The sequence below is a fragment of the Sphingobium sp. YBL2 genome (assembly GCF_000943805.1).
GTDB lineage: Bacteria > Pseudomonadota > Alphaproteobacteria > Sphingomonadales > Sphingomonadaceae > Sphingobium > Sphingobium fuliginis.
Genome location: NZ_CP010954.1, coordinates 1,466,745 through 1,481,093 on the forward strand (window position 1 = coordinate 1,466,745; position 14,349 = coordinate 1,481,093).

Consider the following 14,349-nt stretch of genomic DNA (forward strand, 5'->3'; position numbering starts at 1 on the left):
AGCCGGCGCATGATTCACCGCCGCCGGATTGGAAAGGCATAGGCAGCATCTATGGGGCATATACCTTAATCGCATCTGGCGCGTTGGGCGCGTCTTCCCGATGCTGAAACGACATGAAGTTCAATGAACTGCGAACATCATTTTCGTCGCCTGGCGAGGCGGACACGCCCGCAGGGACGAGGCAGCATCTCGAGGTCAGCATATGGACGGCGTTCGCGTAGGCAAGAGAGTGATAGGCGCACAGGCGCCCGTCATCATCGGGTGGGAAAATATAGGCCGGGTGGAAGGCGGACCGCTCAAGCAGTTCATCTTCACCTGGTTCCAGCCCACGGCGCTGTTCGCGCTCATCGCCTTCTGGTACTATGCGCCCAATTCCATCGCCAAGGCGTCCACCGCCATCGGGATCGGCATCGGTTTCAGGGTGCTGCTGCTGGCGCTCGAATGGGTCAGCCCGCGCTATGAGAGCTGGCGCCTGACCTGGAAGGAACTGGTCACCGATCTCTTCTATGTCGGGCTGGGCTACACCATCCTGGACCTTGTCGAACATTATATCGGCAGCGGCGCGGTGATCGAGGCCATCCAGCACAGTTTCGACTGGGACAAGCTGGCGTGGTTCACGGGCCTGCCGCTGCTGGTGCAGGCTTTCCTGATCTCCTTCATTTTCGACTTCGGGCAATATTGGATGCACCGGGGGATGCATAACTGGTATCCGCTCTGGCTGCCCCATTCGGTGCATCATTACATCACCCAGTTGAACATCAACAAAGGCGCGGTCGGCAATCCCGTCGAGCTTTTCCTGATCGGGCTGGGCATTGGCGGGTTCTTCGACTTCCTGCCGAGGGCCGCCCTCCTTGCCGGCACCTTCGGTCTGGCGATCGGCACCTATCAGCACATCAATGTCCGCTTCAACACGCCGCGTTGGTGGCGCTTCCTGTTCAACACCACAGAACATCACAGCCTGCATCATTCGCAGGACTTCGAAGCGACCCGCAGCAATTATTCCAACACCTATATCTTCATCGATCGCATCTTCGGAACCTGCGTCGATGGCGAGGCCGAATTGCTGGGACTGGAGGGCGGACGCCGGATGTCGATCCGCGAGCAGATGACCTATCCCTTCACCGAAGGCTGGAAGACGATCAAGGAACGCTACGGCCGCCCAGCGGCGGTGCCGGCTGAATAAGGCTACTTGCTCTTGCAAAAAGGGGATCATGTGACAGCGCGTTTCCTGGACTGGATCTGGCATATAAAGGGCAGCATGGCGCTCGCCTCCGGCCAATCGGCCGATGAGGCCATGGCCAGGCTCGGTCCCCTGTTCCGTCAGGCCGGCACCAGCCATGAGCGTATTGGCGACACGCTGACCTTCAGCAAGAAGGATCAGGCCGCGCAGGACAGGATGTCCATCTTCGATGGCGGCATTCTCAGGATCGAGAGGGAGCCGGCCGGGCCGGTGCTGCGCTATTGCCTGACCAGCCGGGCATTGCTGTTCTGCTTCCTGGCGCCGCTGCTGTTCCTGAGCTTCGCCGGGCTGACGATCGTCGCCGGCAAGCTCGCAAAGCCAGCGGCGCAGGAGACGGTGAAAAAGGACGACAAGAAGGACAAGGTCCTGCCGCAGCACTGGATCGACAAGGCGCTGGGCGCGCCGGCGCCTGAAAAGCCCAAGAAGGACGACAAGAACAAGGAGGATGGCAAGACGCCAAAGCCCACCGCGGCCTATGTCTTCGCCGGCCTGTTCGCCGCGCTCTACGTCGTGGGACGCATTCTGGAGGGTCGGCTCGTCAAATCACTGTTCAGAAAGAGCCTGCTGAGTTGACGATGGCTGCATCGGTTCGGCTGCGCTGCTGGCCGGGCCGAAGGAATCGAGCGGCAGGGCGCCGTCGAGCACGAGTTCGCCGCTGGCGATCCTGCGCTTCAGATAGGCGAAGGTCTGCGCCGTCTGATTGAACAGATGCTCGCCGCCCTTGAGCGGGGCGTAACGGGGCTCCTCCCCGCGCACGACCGGGGCAACGACATAATCATAGTCGCAGGCGTGGAAGAGCGCGAAGGAATAGCGTTCTTCCCTGACCTTCTTCACGCGGTGCCGTGTCGCGGCATAGCGGCCGTTGGAGAGTATCTCCATCATGTCGCCGATGTTCATGATCATCGTGCCCTCGACCAGGGGAACGTCGATCCACTGGCCCTGCCGGTCGATGATCTGAAGACCGGGCGCTGTTGCGAACAGCAGGGTGAAACATTCGTAATCGGTATGCGCGCCGATGCCCTGGCGATCTTCAGCGGTCGCGTCGAAGGGATAATGGATCAGCCGAAGCTGGCTGGGGGGATTTCGCAGATGCGCCTGGAAATGATCTTCGTCGAGCCCGAGCGCCAGGGCGAAAGCGCGGAAAAGCTGGCCTCCGATGCCCGTCACATGGCGGTAATAAGCCTGCACGTCTTCGCGGAAGCCCGGCATTTCGGGCCACAGATTCGGACCCAGCAGCGGTCGCCTGCCCTCGGAGCGCACATAGTCGCAATTGACGTCGAACGCCTCTTTGAGGTCGCGCTGGCCGGCGGCGAATTGCTCCTCCCCCACCGGCACATAACCGCTGTGGTTTTCCGAAAGGCCGATATAGCTCTTCATCTTGGTGTCGGCGTCGAGCGCGAAATAAGCCTGCGCGCGCGCGACGATCCTGCGGAACAAGGCATCGTCCATCTGTGCGCCCGCTATGTAGAGGAACCCTGCCTCCACGCAGGCGCGGTCGAGTTCGCGGGCAACGGAAAGCCGATCCTCAAGCCTGGGGCTATCCAGTTTCGAAATATCGACGAGCGGCAGGACATGGTGCTGTGTCATGGGTGAGGAGCGTAAATCCCCCGGGGCATAGCGATAGATGGACCCATGCTATGATTTCCATCGATTTGATCTATGAGCGGAGCAGTCCACCGCCTATGAAGAGCCGCTATATCTTCCACGAAAGCAGCACGCGCATGAACGATAGAACGCCGCTGATCGACAGGAAATTTGCCAGCCGGGTCGATTGGAACCTCATGCGGACCTTCGTGGATATCGTTCGCGCCGGCGGCATAGGCGCGGCGGCGCGACGGCTCAACCGGCAGCAGCCCAGCATCAGCGCGGCGCTCAAGCGGCTGGAGGACCATGTCGGGACGGCGCTGCTCCACCGCACCGCCACCGGCGTGGAGATGACCGCGGCCGGCAAGGCGATGATGGCGCTGTGCGAGGACATGCTGGAATCCGCCCGAATGATGCCCCATGTGATCGCGCAGGCGACCAAGCGGGTCGAGGGCATCGTCCGCATCCAGATCGTGTCCGGCCTGGTGTCGGCCGAGTTCGACGAAGCCATTGCCAGCTTTCACCGGCGCAATCCGGCCATCCACATCGAAATCCGCGTCTCTCCCTGGCGCCAGCTTCTCGATGCGCTGGAGCAGGGCGAGGTGGAGATCGGCGTGGGCTATGACAGCAGCGTCCGCGGAAGCCTGATGTATGAACCGCTGCTGATCGAGCGTCAGCAGCTCTATTGTTCGCGCAGCAGCCCCTATTTCGGCTATCGGGTGAGCCGATTGGGCGAGTTGAAGGATCAGGGTTTCGTCCTGACCGGCGATGATGAAATAGAGGCGATCACCCATTTGCGCCGGCGCTATCGGCTCGGTACCGTGGTAAGCGGCCTCGCGGAAGACATCAACGAGGCGCGGCGGCTTATCAACATGGGCGTAGGGATCGGCTTCCTTCCCACCGCCGCTGCTGCAAGTGACGTTGCAAGCGGCCGTTTATGGCCCATGCTGTTCGCGGATTTCGAGCCCGCTTACGACATCTTCCTGCTCGCCCGGTCGGAACCGGCGCGGGACACAGCGACGCAGCTTTTCTGGGATGAGGTCATCCGGCGCGTGCGTGCGCAACGGGCATAAATCCAGTCTATGGCTTTCATCGGGATTTTCGACCTCCCTTCATGACGCAGCGCAGCGCAGTGTGAAGGCACTGACAGGAGCTGCGGCATGGAAACCAGCCTCAAAGACCGGCTATTCAACCTGATCCCGCCTGCCATGATCGCGGTCGTCCTCAGCTTCTGGGCGTTCGGGCCAAGGTCTCTGGTCGAGCATCCCTGGGCTCTCACCGTGACTTCTCCCCTCATCGTGATCGCCATCCTGCTGCTGGAGGCTGTGCACGAACGTCATGCCGGCTGGCGCATGAACAGGCGGGAGTTCCTGACGGACCTTTATTATTCGGTCCTCAGCGCGACCGTGATCGCCTGGCTGACGCAGAAATTGGCTGAGGAACCGCTGGTTGCCCTCAAGGCCTCGCTGGGGCTGACCACGGCATGGGCGGGGCATCTGCCCTGGCTGGCGCAGGTCGCAATGGTGATCTTCCTCATCGAATTCGGCCAATATTGGATGCATCGGCTGATGCACAATTGGACGCCTTTCTGGCTGACCCATGCGCCGCATCACCATATCACCCAGCTTAATGCGGCCAAGGGCGCCGTCGGCAACCCGATCGAGCTGTTCCTGATCAGCCTGAGCGTCGTCGCGCTGTTCGATTTCGACAAGACGGCCATCTTCGCAGCCCTGAACACCATGGGCGTCATCTCCGTCTTCGCCCATGCCAATGTGCGCGCCGACCCCCCGATCTGGTACTCCTTCTTCTTCACGACGATCAGGCACCACAGCCTGCACCATTCCACCGACTATGAGAGCACGCGTTGCAATTACGGCAACTCGCTGATCCTGCTGGATCGCATCTTCGGAACATATCGCGAGGGCGAGGGCATTCTCGTCGGGCAGGACGATCGCAAGCGGCTGACCATCCGGGAGCAGACAATGTTCCCCTTCGCGCCGATGATCGAGAAATTCAAGGTCTGGCGCGCAGCCAAGCAGCCACGCGGCGCACTGGCCGAGGCGGGCCCGGCCGATGATCTGGACCGGGACGCTGCGGGAGCAAAGGCCGCGGCATGATGGCGGCCCGCTCCGGTCAGGCCATCGCAGCGCGCAGCGCGCTCGCCCGGGGCGATATCAATGCCACTCAGCGATTGGCCGCGACGCTGGTGTCGGAAAATCCCGGCGATGCCGAAGGTCACTTCCTCCTTGGCGTCGCAGAATCGAGCATCGGCCGCGTCCATGCGGGCATCCAGCATCTCGGCCGCGCGGTCGAACTCGATCCCCAAGGCGAATATCGCGCGCAGCTTGCCAAGCTCTTCACCCTCGTCCGGCAGGACGGGGAGGCCGCCGCAGTGCTGCACGACGCAGAGCAGGCCCTGCCCGGCGATGCCCTGAGCCGCGACACGATGGGCTGCGTCTATGCCCGCCTGGGCGACCACCCGGCCGCGCTCGGTCATTTTTCGGCAGCGGTGCGGCTCGAACCCGGGAACAGGCAGTTCCGCTACAACCAGGCCGTGACGCTCAACTTCCTCGGCCGGACGGAGGAAGCCGAAGCCGCGCTGGAGGCGTTGATCGCCCTGGCGCCGGATGATGCCCGTGCCCATCACCTTCTCTCCAGCCTGCGCAAGCAGTCAGCCGGGCATAATCATGTCGAGCGCCTCGCGAAGGTTCACTCAACGACCGGAGACGGACGGGGCAGGCTGCTGCTGGGCTATGCTCTGGCGAAAGAACTCGAAGATCTCAGCCGCCCGGAAGAAGCACTGGAACGGCTCTGCGCGGTCAATGCCGAGCATCGCCGCACGTTGCGTTACGAGTTTGCGCGCGATGCCGCGACCTTCGACGCGATAGAGGCGAGTTGGCCGAGCATCGCCGCGGCTCCTGTGAACGACGCCCCCGGAGATGCGCCGATCTTCATCATTGGGATGCCGCGCACCGGCACGACGCTGGTCGACCGCATTCTCTCGTCTCACCCCGACGTCGAAAGCGCTGGCGAACTGCAAGCGATGCCGCTCGCCGTCAAGAAGGCGGCAGGCACGCGCACGCCCACGGTCTTGGACCCGGAGACGATCGCCACGGCTGCCGTCAGCGACATGGGCGCGATCGGCCGCGACTTCCTGCAACGCGCCAGCCATCACCGGCGCGACCCCGGCCGGAGGTTCATCGACAAGTTTCCGGGTAATTTCCACTATGCCGGGTTCATTGCGCAGGCCCTCCCGGCAGCCAGCATCGTCTGCCTCCGTCGCCACCCGATGGACACGGTGCTCAGCAACTTCCGCAATCTCTTTGCCGTCAATTCGCGCTATTATGACTATAGCTACGACCTTCTGGAGATCGCCGCTTACTACGTCCGCTTCGACCGGCTGATGGCCCTGTGGCGCGAAGTCCTGCCGGGGCGGGTCATCGAACTGCGCTACGAGGATCTTGTGGCGGACCAGGAAGGCCAGAGCCGCCGCCTGCTCGCCCATTGCGGTCTGGAATGGGCGGATGAGTGCCTGTCCTTCCACACCAATGATGCGCCGGTTTCCACGCCCAGCGCGGCGCAGGTCCGCCGGCCGATCTACCGCGACGCGGTTGCGCGGTGGAAACGGCATGAGCAGGTCCTGGAACCCGTTCGACGCTTCTTCGAACGATCCGGCATTTCCATCGACTGAAAGGGAGCTCGCGACCATGCCCAGATCTGGAACATTCGCCTTCTGCATGGCCTTGGCTGCGGGGTTCGTGCAGCCAGCCGCCGCCGCTTCCTCCCCACGGACCCGTCTGGTGGAGTTTCGGTCGGAAAACTGCCTGCTGATTTCCGGCAGTCGCGACAATGCCGCTTCAAAGGTCAGCGTCAATGGCCACATCGTGCCGGTCGAAGGCCGCCATAACTGGCGGGTTCGCTTGCCGGTCAGCACCGTCCGGTCCTGGTCCGCTCCCATGGCGCGAACGGTTACGGTCGCGGTCGAGGGATTGAGCCATGAAGCCGATCTGCCGATCGGGCTGCTCGGTCATGCTGATGACCTTGCGATGCTGGTGGTCAGGGCGAAGTAATAACCTTTATGGCTATAAGTAATAAAAGAACATATTCGGAATAGATATTGTAAGTTTTCTCTCCCGGGCTTATCTACGCGCCAGCCGCCGAAGAGCGGTGCTCGTTTTTCGCACAGGAGAAGATGATGAAGATTGGGCTCATGTGCCTGGCGGCTTTCGCCTTCGCGACCCCGGCAATCGCTGGCACTACCGGCGGCAATCCCTTCGCTCAGGACACCGCGATCCTCGACCTCAAGGGGTTGGACCTCTCTACCGCCTCTGGCCAGCAGAGCCTCGCCATCCGCATGGATCAGGCGGCGCGGGCCGTTTGCGGCGATCATTTGGCGGGCGTGCACCTCGCTCTCGAATCCAAGGCGCGGGATTGTCGCACTGCGGTTGCGGCCGACATCCGCACCCAGATCGAAGCCCGGCTTGCCAAGGCTGGCGATAAGTCGCCCGTCCAGATGGCTTCCGCCCGCTGAGAATCTGCTCCGCGGCGCTTGATGGCGCCGCGGACGCCTCATTTCGCCAGCTTCGCCGGATCGGGCCACCAGGTCAGCGTGTGCACGTCATGCGCGGACGTCCAGATGCCTGAATCCGTGAAGCGCAGCGCGCCGCTGCCTTCCGCTTTCCCCACTCGCGCCCTGACCGCCATCGACTTGGGATCGATCACGACAAAGGTCTGATCCTCCGTGGTGCGCAGCCACACCAGCCCGCCGCCCGTATCGATGTCGCCCCATTTCAGCACTGCGCCGACCTTCACCCGGCCAGCCGCGTCGCCGGTTTCCGGGTCGATGCGGACGACCGTTCCGTCGCCCTGCTCCTGAACCCAGACCCCGCCTTCCCCGGCCGCAAGGAAACCCGGCTCCTTGCCCAGTGCCGTCGTCTTGACGACGCTGTCGGTCGCGGGGTCGATGCGCTGGATCGAGCGGCTTTCGCTGCTGACCGCCCAGACCGATCCGAAACCGAACGCCAGATAATGGGTGCCGGGATTGACGGGGATGGTTGCCGTCACCGCGTTCTTCGCCGGGTCGACGCGGGATACGACGCCCTTCTGATCGCTGGCGACCCAGATCGATCCGGCACCGGCGACCACATTCAGTTCGCCCTTGGGATTGGCGATGCCGGTAGGGATGGTGGCAGTCTTCTGCGCGGTCTTCGTATCGATCTTTATGAGCGCATTTTCCTGGCAATCGGCCACCCAGAGCGCTCCGTCGGACAGGGCCATGGCGCCGCAGGGTTTCGACATGGCGACGGCGGCAAGCCTGCCCTGCCGCGACCAGCGCTCGACCCGGCCGGCATTGGTCGCCCAGACGCTGTCGCCGTCGACCGCCAGGAAGTCCGCAAAGCCCGGCACCTCGATCACCTGCTCCGCATGGGCCATGGAAGCCGCACATCCCGCCGCCACTGTCATGATCAATCTCCTGAGCCTTTTCATGCCTTGCCCTTTCCTCGCGAAGATCAGGCGCGCTGCGCGATATAGGCGCGCCATCCGCCCAGGGCGGTGATGTCCTCCGCTCCCGTCAGCGCGCGCGGCTCTGCGACGAAGCCCTTGACGCTGCTGCCGTCGGCCAGCGTCACCGTGCCTATGGCAAGTGGCGCCGGCACCTCGACCACGAAGCTGCCGAATTCGGCGATGCCAAGCTCGTAAACCTCCAGCGCGATCGATCCGCCGTCCTCGCTGTGCACGAGCGCAGGCTTGGGCGGCACGCTGTTCGCGATCGCGTAGAGGCGGTAGTTGGGTGCCGTTTCGAAAGCTCCCACGAACTTCGCGTCGCGGGAGGTGAGTTGCCAGTGCAGTGGCATGTCCTTCAGATGAGCGCCGACTACAGCGAGTTTTACGGTTTCCATTTTGCCCTCCAGATCGAGCGGTGGCGGCGACGGAATATCCGCCGCCGAAATATAGGCGTCGGCGGCGTCGAGCAGCGCAACATCGCTGTCGGCGGGACCGATCAGGGTGATGCCGAACCCGGTCGCATTCGACCTTATGCCGGCGGGCACGGCGACAGCGGCCATGTCCAGCAGGTTCACGAAATTGGTGTAGAAGCCCAGGGCGCTGTTCAGCGCGATCGGCGCGGCCTTGAGTTCCGCCACCCGATAGGTCGTGCCGGTGGTAGGGAAGGCGAGCAGGTCGATGCTCTCCCAAAGCGTATCGGCGTGACGCTTGAGTTCGGCAAGCCGATAGATGCCGTTGAACAGATCGACGGCGCTTATTTCCAGTCCCGGCTCGACGACTTCACGCACGGTCGGGTCTATCGCGTGGGGATGGTCGGCAAGCAGGTCCGCGATGGCGGCGGTCCGCTCCGCCACCCACGGGCCACCGTAGAGGAGTTGCGCCGCTTCCTGTAGCGGCGCATAGTCGATCTCCACCAGCTCGGCGAGGGTGGAGAGCCTGTCGAGCGCCCGGTCGTAAAGATATTCGGACTGCGCGTCGCCAAAGAAGGAGCGCTGGTCGCGGCGGGGAACGCCGATCCTCTTGCGCCCGATCGGCCGGTCGGCAAGCGGTTTGGAATAGGGATCGGCCGCATCGAAGCCAGCCGCGACGGAATCGACCAGCCGGGCGTCCGCCGTGTCGATCGTGAAGGCGGTGATGCAATCGAGCGTGCGGCAGGCTGGCACGAGACCGCTGTTGCTCCACCGGCCTTTGCTGGGCTTGAACCCGATCAAATGCTGGAAAGCGGCCGGAACGCGGCCCGATCCTGCGGTGTCGGTGCCGAGTGCGAAGGCGACCAGTCCCGCCGCCACGGCGACCGAGGAACCGGAGCTGGAGCCGCCGCTGACATAGGACAGGTTGTAGGCGTTTCTGGGGCTGCCATAGGGACTTCGTGTGCCGTTCAGTCCCGTGGCGAACTGGTCGAGATTGGTCTTGCCGACGCAGATCGCACCCGCCGCGATCAGCCGCTCAACGACCGTGGCCGAAGCCTTCGGCCGATAGGTGAAGGCGGGGCAGGCCGCGGTCGTATCGAGCCCCTGGACATCGATATTGTCCTTCACGGCGAAGGGAACGCCGGCCAGCGGCAAGGCTTCGCCCGCCGCCACCCGCGCATCGACCGTGCGGGCGGTCTCGATCAGGGCGTCCGGCGCGACCCGGCTGATCCAGATCTGGGGCTGAACCGCGTCATAAAGGGCCAGACGCGCGATCGTCTCTTCGGCCACCGCAACGGCGCTCATGCGCCCCGCCCTGACCGCATCGGCAATCATCGACACGCTGCGGCGGTTCAGCCGGTCCCCGGCTGGCGCGGTCATGCGTGCCTCCTCAGCGCCATCATCGGCGCACCGGGCTGCAGCGACTGCCGCTCCTGCACATAGAGCGCCTCGACCCTGCCCGCGCCCGGGCTGTGAACGGCACATTCCATCTTCATCGCCTCTATGATCGCGATCGTTTCGCCGGCATCGACCTCGTCGCCGGGCCCAACGAGCAGTTTCCACAGGCTGCCGCCGAACGGCGCTTCGACCAGATCGGCGCCATCGGGAATTTCCACGGCGTCCGGCTGGGGCTGCTCAGCTTCGGATAGATGAGCGACGCGGTCGAATTCGCCGTTCCGCTGCCACTCGGCTCGCTCCTCATCGAAGGCGCTCTGTCGTCGCGCCTCAAATTCCGCGATCGACTTCGCATTGTCGGCAAGGAAAGCGCGATAATCGGAGAGGCGGAATTCGCACGGCTCAATCCTGATCGAGCGTCGGCCGCTCGGAAAATCGCGCCGCCATTCGACGAGTTCGTCCGCGCTTACAGGATAGAAGCGGATCTGGTCGAAAAAGCGCAGCAGCCAGGGCTTTCCCTCGGTGAAGGCGTCGGTCTGCCGATGGGTATTCCACATCTGGATGGTGCGGCCGAACAGTTGATAGCCGCCCGGCCCTTCCATGCCGTAGATGCACATATAGGCCCCGCCGATGCCAACGACATTGGGCGGCGTCCAGGTGCGCGCTGGGTTGTATTTGGTGGTGACCAGCCGATGCCGAGGATCGACCGGCGTGGCCACCGGGGCGCCCAGATAAACGTCGCCCAGGCCCAGGACGAGATAATTCGCCTCGAAGATCAGATTCTCCACGGCCGCGGCATCGGGAAGGCCGTTGATCCGCCGGATGAACTCGATATTGTCGGGGCACCAGGGCGCGTCGGCGCGAACGGCGCCCATATATTTCTCGATCGTCTCGATCGTGGCCGGATCGCGCCAACTGAGCGGCAGGTGGACGATACGCGACGGGACGACGAAGTCCGCCAGATCGCCCAGCCGCTCCTCCGCCGCCATCAGCATGTCGAGGGCGGCTCGCTGATCCATGATCTCGCCGTCGAAATGCAACTGGAGGGACCGGATTCCGGGCACGATGTCGACAATCCCGGCAGGATCGAGCCTTTCCAGCTCAGCCATCAGCGCATGCGCCCTTATCCGCAGCTCGATATCCAGCACGATGGGGCCGTATTCGACCAGGATATTGCGGTCGCCTTGCTGGCGATAGACCGTGCGCGGGCGATCCGGGGTGGCCGGGATTTCCGCAAGGATGGGGGAGAGCGTGCCGATGGGCCGGGCTGGTCCGCCCCCATGCGCCGTACCCGATGCGATCAGCCCACGCTGGTGCAAATCCGCCGCGCGCGCATCCTCGACATCGACCGGCACGAAGCGCAGCTTGTCGCCGGGCGCCAGCTGACCCATGATCCAGCGATCGGCGGCGATCACCACGAAGGGACAGACAAAGCCGCCGAGCGAAGGGCCGTCCGGACCCAATATGATCGGCATGTCGCCGGTGAAGTCCACGGCCCCGATCGCATAGGGATTGTCGTGAATGTTGGACGGGTGCAGACCCGCTTCCCCGCCGTCGGTGCGCGCCCAGCGGGGCTTGGGGCCGATCAGCCGGACGCCGGTACGATTGCTGTTATAGTGGACCTGCCACTCCGCCGTCACGATTTCCTCAATATCCTCGTCGGTGAAGAAATCGGGCGCCCCGTGCGGGCCATAGAGCACACGCAAGGTCCATTCATTCGTCAAGGACGGCAGCGCGACTTCCGGCAAGGCAGGCCCGACCTCGTCACCGGCCAGATGCAGCGTATCGCCAGCCAGCAGCCGGCGCGCGGCATGTCCGCCGAACTGGCCAAGCTCGAAGGTGCTGCGACTGCCGAGATAGGGCGCGATGTCCAGGCCGCCGGCCATGAGGATGTAGCCGCGTATGCCGCCGCCCCTCACCCGGCCAAGGCTAAGCGTCCGCCCCTCCCCCACGTCGAAGGCGACGCCACGCGGCACCGGCGTTCCGTCAAGCTTGGCGTCGAAATCAGCGCCGGTCAGGCAGATGCGCGCCGGCGCGTTGAAGGTCAATGTCGGGCCGGTATGGAGCACTTCCAGGCCGGCTGTGCCTTCGGCATTGCCGAGCAGCCTGTTGCCGAGCCGGAACGACTGGTCGTCCATCGGCCCTGATGGCGGAACGCCCACGGCCCATAGTTTCTGCCGGCCGGGCCAATCCTGAACGGTTGTCGCCGTGCCGCCGCTGACGACCTGGATGCTGCGCGGATGGAAGGCGATGCCGTCGAGGACGCGGGTCGAGACTTCCCCACTGACGAAGGGAGACGAACGCACCACCTCCCGAAGCCAGCGCAGGTTGGTTTCGATCCCGTCGATACGGCTTTGGTCCAGTGCCGCCTGCATGGCGGATACGGCTTGGGCGCGGGTGGGCGCGTGCACGATCAGCTTCGCCAGCATCGGATCGTACCAGGCGCTGACCGTGCTGCCGGCCATGCACCAGGTTTCGACGCGAATGTCGGGCGGAAACGCAACCGCCGTCAGCGTGCCGGAGGTCGGGCGATAGTCGAGCGCGGGATCTTCGGCGTAGAGGCGCACCTGCACGGAATGGCCATTGGGACGCGGCGGCTCCCTGTCGAGGAAGGAGAAGTCTCCGGCAGCGCCGCGGATCATCCATTCGACAAGATCGATGCCCATCACTTCTTCAGTGACGCCATGTTCGACCTGAAGGCGGGTGTTCATCTCCAGAAAGAAAAATTCTTCCCGTTCCGCATCATAGAGAAATTCGACCGTTCCGGCCGACCGATAGGACGCGGCCTCGCCCAGCCGCGTGGCCGCAGCGATCAGCGCGCTGCGCACCGCGTCGGGCAGCAGGGGCGCAGGCGCTTCCTCGACCACTTTCTGGTTGCGGCGCTGGAGCGAGCAGTCCCGTTCGCCCACCGGCAGGACGCGCCCCTCGCCATCGCCGAATATCTGCACCTCGATGTGCCGCGCGCGCCGGATGTAGCGTTCCAGGAAGATGCCGGCATCGCCGAAATTGCTTTCGCCCAGACGAGCGACGGCGGCGAAACTCTCGCGGACGGCGGCCTCGTCCTCGCAGACGCGCATGCCGATGCCGCCGCCGCCCGCAGTCGCCTTGAGGATCACGGGGAAACCGATCTCACGAGCGGCGAGTACGGCCTGCGCCTCGTCCCTGAGCAGATCCGTGCCGGGCGCGAGCGGAACATCGTGCGCGGCGGCAAGCTCGCGCGCGCTGTGCTTCAGGCCGAAGGTGCGGATATTATCCGGCGTGGGGCCGATGAAGATGATCCCGGCCTTCGCGCAAGCCTGTGCGAACTCGACATTTTCAGCGAGGAAACCGTAACCCGGGTGAATGGCGCCAGAGCCCGTCCTGCGGGCCGCATCCAATATGGCCTCGATGTTGAGATAGCTTTCCGAGGCGCGCGCGCCGCCAATGCAGACTGCTTCGTCGGCCAGTGCGACGTGGAGCGAATCCTCGTCGGCTTCGGAATAGACCGCGACTGATCGCAGGCCCATCCGGCGCAGCGTGCGGACGATGCGGGTGGCGATCGCTCCGCGATTCGCGATGAGGACGGTATCGAACCTCATGCGGCGACAATCATGCGCACGGGCGTCGGGTTGAAACCGTTGCACGGATTGTTGATCTGCGGGCAGTTGGAAACCACCACGATGACATCCATCTCCGCGCGCAGGTCCACGGTCAGGCCGGGCGCGGAGATGCCATCGACGATGCCCAGCGATCCATCGGCCTCCACCGGCACGTTCATGAAGAAGTTGATGTTGGAGACAATGTCGCGCTTGCCCCGGCCTTCGCGCAGATTCGCCTCCAGGAAGTTTTCGACGCAGGCATGTTCGGCCTTGGTGTGGTGGCCGTAGCGAAGCGTGTTGGATTCGCAGGAACAGGCGCCGCCGATGGTGTCGTGATAATCGACGGACGTGGCGGTGATCGTCATCATCGCCCGCCCCTCGTTGGAACGCAGCACCGCGCCTTCGCGAAGGAAGAGATTGCCTTGCGCGGCGACGGTGTCCTGCGCGCTGTAACGCTCCGCATCGTCCTGCGCGGAATAGAGGAGGAAATCGACCGCCTGATTCCCTTCCAGATCGACGATCCGCAGGGTCTGGCCGGCTGCGACATGATGCAGCCAGGGCGCTCGCGCCGGCACGATCACGTCATGGAGGACAGTGCCCGGAAGGCCGGACAAGTGAATATCGACGCTCATTGAGG

12 protein-coding genes are annotated in these 14,349 nt (G+C 63.9%); 7 read left to right on the top strand and 5 right to left on the bottom strand.

All coding sequences use genetic code 11. The features are described from left to right. The first annotated feature begins 202 nt into the window (after positions 1 to 202). Complete coding sequence (locus TZ53_RS06850) at positions 203 to 1,183, top strand: sterol desaturase family protein (protein ID WP_044660823.1); 981 nt, start codon at positions 203 to 205, stop codon at positions 1,181 to 1,183. 30 nt (positions 1,184 to 1,213) lie between these two features. After that, entirely contained in the window at positions 1,214 to 1,813 is a 600-nt protein-coding gene (locus tag TZ53_RS06855; RefSeq protein ID WP_052628138.1) for a hypothetical protein, read from the top strand. Here the strand turns inward: TZ53_RS06855 and TZ53_RS06860 are convergent. Then, complete coding sequence (locus tag TZ53_RS06860; RefSeq protein WP_044660824.1) at positions 1,784 to 2,827, bottom strand: isopenicillin N synthase family dioxygenase; 1,044 nt, start codon at positions 2,825 to 2,827, stop codon at positions 1,784 to 1,786. The two genes, TZ53_RS06855 and TZ53_RS06860, sit on opposite strands and share 30 nt — an antisense overlap. A gap of 134 nt (positions 2,828 to 2,961) precedes the next feature. Here TZ53_RS06860 and TZ53_RS06865 point away from each other — a divergent pair, with 134 nt between their 5' ends. The 5 genes from TZ53_RS06865 to TZ53_RS06885 all read left to right on the top strand — a co-directional run bounded on the left by TZ53_RS06865 (position 2,962) and on the right by TZ53_RS06885 (position 7,355). Continuing rightward, complete coding sequence (locus tag TZ53_RS06865) at positions 2,962 to 3,897, top strand: LysR family transcriptional regulator (RefSeq protein ID WP_025546599.1); 936 nt, start codon at positions 2,962 to 2,964, stop codon at positions 3,895 to 3,897. Between the two features lie 87 nt (positions 3,898 to 3,984). Further along, positions 3,985 to 4,941: a sterol desaturase family protein gene (locus TZ53_RS06870; protein WP_044660825.1), complete on the top strand. Its 957-nt coding sequence runs from the start codon at positions 3,985 to 3,987 to the stop codon at positions 4,939 to 4,941. Continuing rightward, complete coding sequence (locus tag TZ53_RS06875; RefSeq protein WP_044660826.1) at positions 4,938 to 6,515, top strand: tetratricopeptide repeat-containing sulfotransferase family protein; 1,578 nt, start codon at positions 4,938 to 4,940, stop codon at positions 6,513 to 6,515. The genes TZ53_RS06870 and TZ53_RS06875 overlap by 4 nt, the downstream gene beginning before the upstream one ends. 16 nt (positions 6,516 to 6,531) lie before the next feature. Then, positions 6,532 to 6,894, top strand: coding sequence for a hypothetical protein (locus TZ53_RS06880; RefSeq protein ID WP_044660827.1), 363 nt, complete (start codon positions 6,532 to 6,534; stop codon positions 6,892 to 6,894). A gap of 122 nt (positions 6,895 to 7,016) precedes the next feature. Further along, positions 7,017 to 7,355 carry a UrcA family protein gene (locus tag TZ53_RS06885; RefSeq protein WP_443216143.1) on the top strand — a complete coding sequence of 113 codons (339 nt, stop codon included), beginning with the start codon at positions 7,017 to 7,019 and terminating at the stop codon, positions 7,353 to 7,355. 38 nt (positions 7,356 to 7,393) lie between these two features. On the opposite strand, the gene TZ53_RS06890 is transcribed toward TZ53_RS06885, so the two are convergent. From TZ53_RS06890 to TZ53_RS06905, 4 genes are read right to left on the bottom strand one after another with little or no spacing between them, the layout of a single operon-like run. Next, complete coding sequence (locus tag TZ53_RS06890; protein ID WP_044662916.1) at positions 7,394 to 8,311, bottom strand: Vgb family protein; 918 nt, start codon at positions 8,309 to 8,311, stop codon at positions 7,394 to 7,396. 23 nt (positions 8,312 to 8,334) lie between these two features. Continuing rightward, a complete protein-coding gene (atzF, locus tag TZ53_RS06895; protein ID WP_044660828.1) occupies positions 8,335 to 10,119 on the bottom strand; it encodes an allophanate hydrolase in 1,785 nt (594 codons plus the stop codon). Beyond that, positions 10,116 to 13,712, bottom strand: coding sequence for an urea carboxylase (gene uca, locus TZ53_RS06900; protein ID WP_044660829.1), 3,597 nt, complete (start codon positions 13,710 to 13,712; stop codon positions 10,116 to 10,118). The genes atzF and uca overlap by 4 nt, the downstream gene beginning before the upstream one ends. After that, the gene (locus tag TZ53_RS06905; protein WP_025546586.1) at positions 13,709 to 14,344 is read right to left on the bottom strand and encodes an urea amidolyase associated protein UAAP2; all 636 of its coding nucleotides are present in this window, start codon (positions 14,342 to 14,344) and stop codon (positions 13,709 to 13,711) included. The genes uca and TZ53_RS06905 overlap by 4 nt, the downstream gene beginning before the upstream one ends. Positions 14,345 to 14,349: the final 5 nt, after the last annotated feature.

Excerpts from the sequence above, each read along its gene's own strand:
- atzF (WP_044660828.1), bottom strand. The coding sequence starts at position 10,119 with ATGACCGCGCCAGCCGGGGACCGGCTGAACCGCCGCAGCGTGTCGATG.
- TZ53_RS06880 (WP_044660827.1), top strand. The coding sequence starts at position 6,532 with ATGCCCAGATCTGGAACATTCGCCTTCTGCATGGCCTTGGCTGCGGGG.
- TZ53_RS06890 (WP_044662916.1), bottom strand. The coding sequence starts at position 8,311 with ATGAAAAGGCTCAGGAGATTGATCATGACAGTGGCGGCGGGATGTGCG.
- TZ53_RS06875 (WP_044660826.1), top strand. The coding sequence starts at position 4,938 with ATGATGGCGGCCCGCTCCGGTCAGGCCATCGCAGCGCGCAGCGCGCTC.
- TZ53_RS06870 (WP_044660825.1), top strand. The coding sequence starts at position 3,985 with ATGGAAACCAGCCTCAAAGACCGGCTATTCAACCTGATCCCGCCTGCC.
- TZ53_RS06860 (WP_044660824.1), bottom strand. The coding sequence starts at position 2,827 with ATGACACAGCACCATGTCCTGCCGCTCGTCGATATTTCGAAACTGGAT.
- TZ53_RS06905 (WP_025546586.1), bottom strand. The coding sequence starts at position 14,344 with ATGAGCGTCGATATTCACTTGTCCGGCCTTCCGGGCACTGTCCTCCAT.
- TZ53_RS06885 (WP_443216143.1), top strand. The coding sequence starts at position 7,017 with ATGATGAAGATTGGGCTCATGTGCCTGGCGGCTTTCGCCTTCGCGACC.
- TZ53_RS06850 (WP_044660823.1), top strand. The coding sequence starts at position 203 with ATGGACGGCGTTCGCGTAGGCAAGAGAGTGATAGGCGCACAGGCGCCC.
- uca (WP_044660829.1), bottom strand. The coding sequence starts at position 13,712 with ATGAGGTTCGATACCGTCCTCATCGCGAATCGCGGAGCGATCGCCACC.
- TZ53_RS06865 (WP_025546599.1), top strand. The coding sequence starts at position 2,962 with ATGAACGATAGAACGCCGCTGATCGACAGGAAATTTGCCAGCCGGGTC.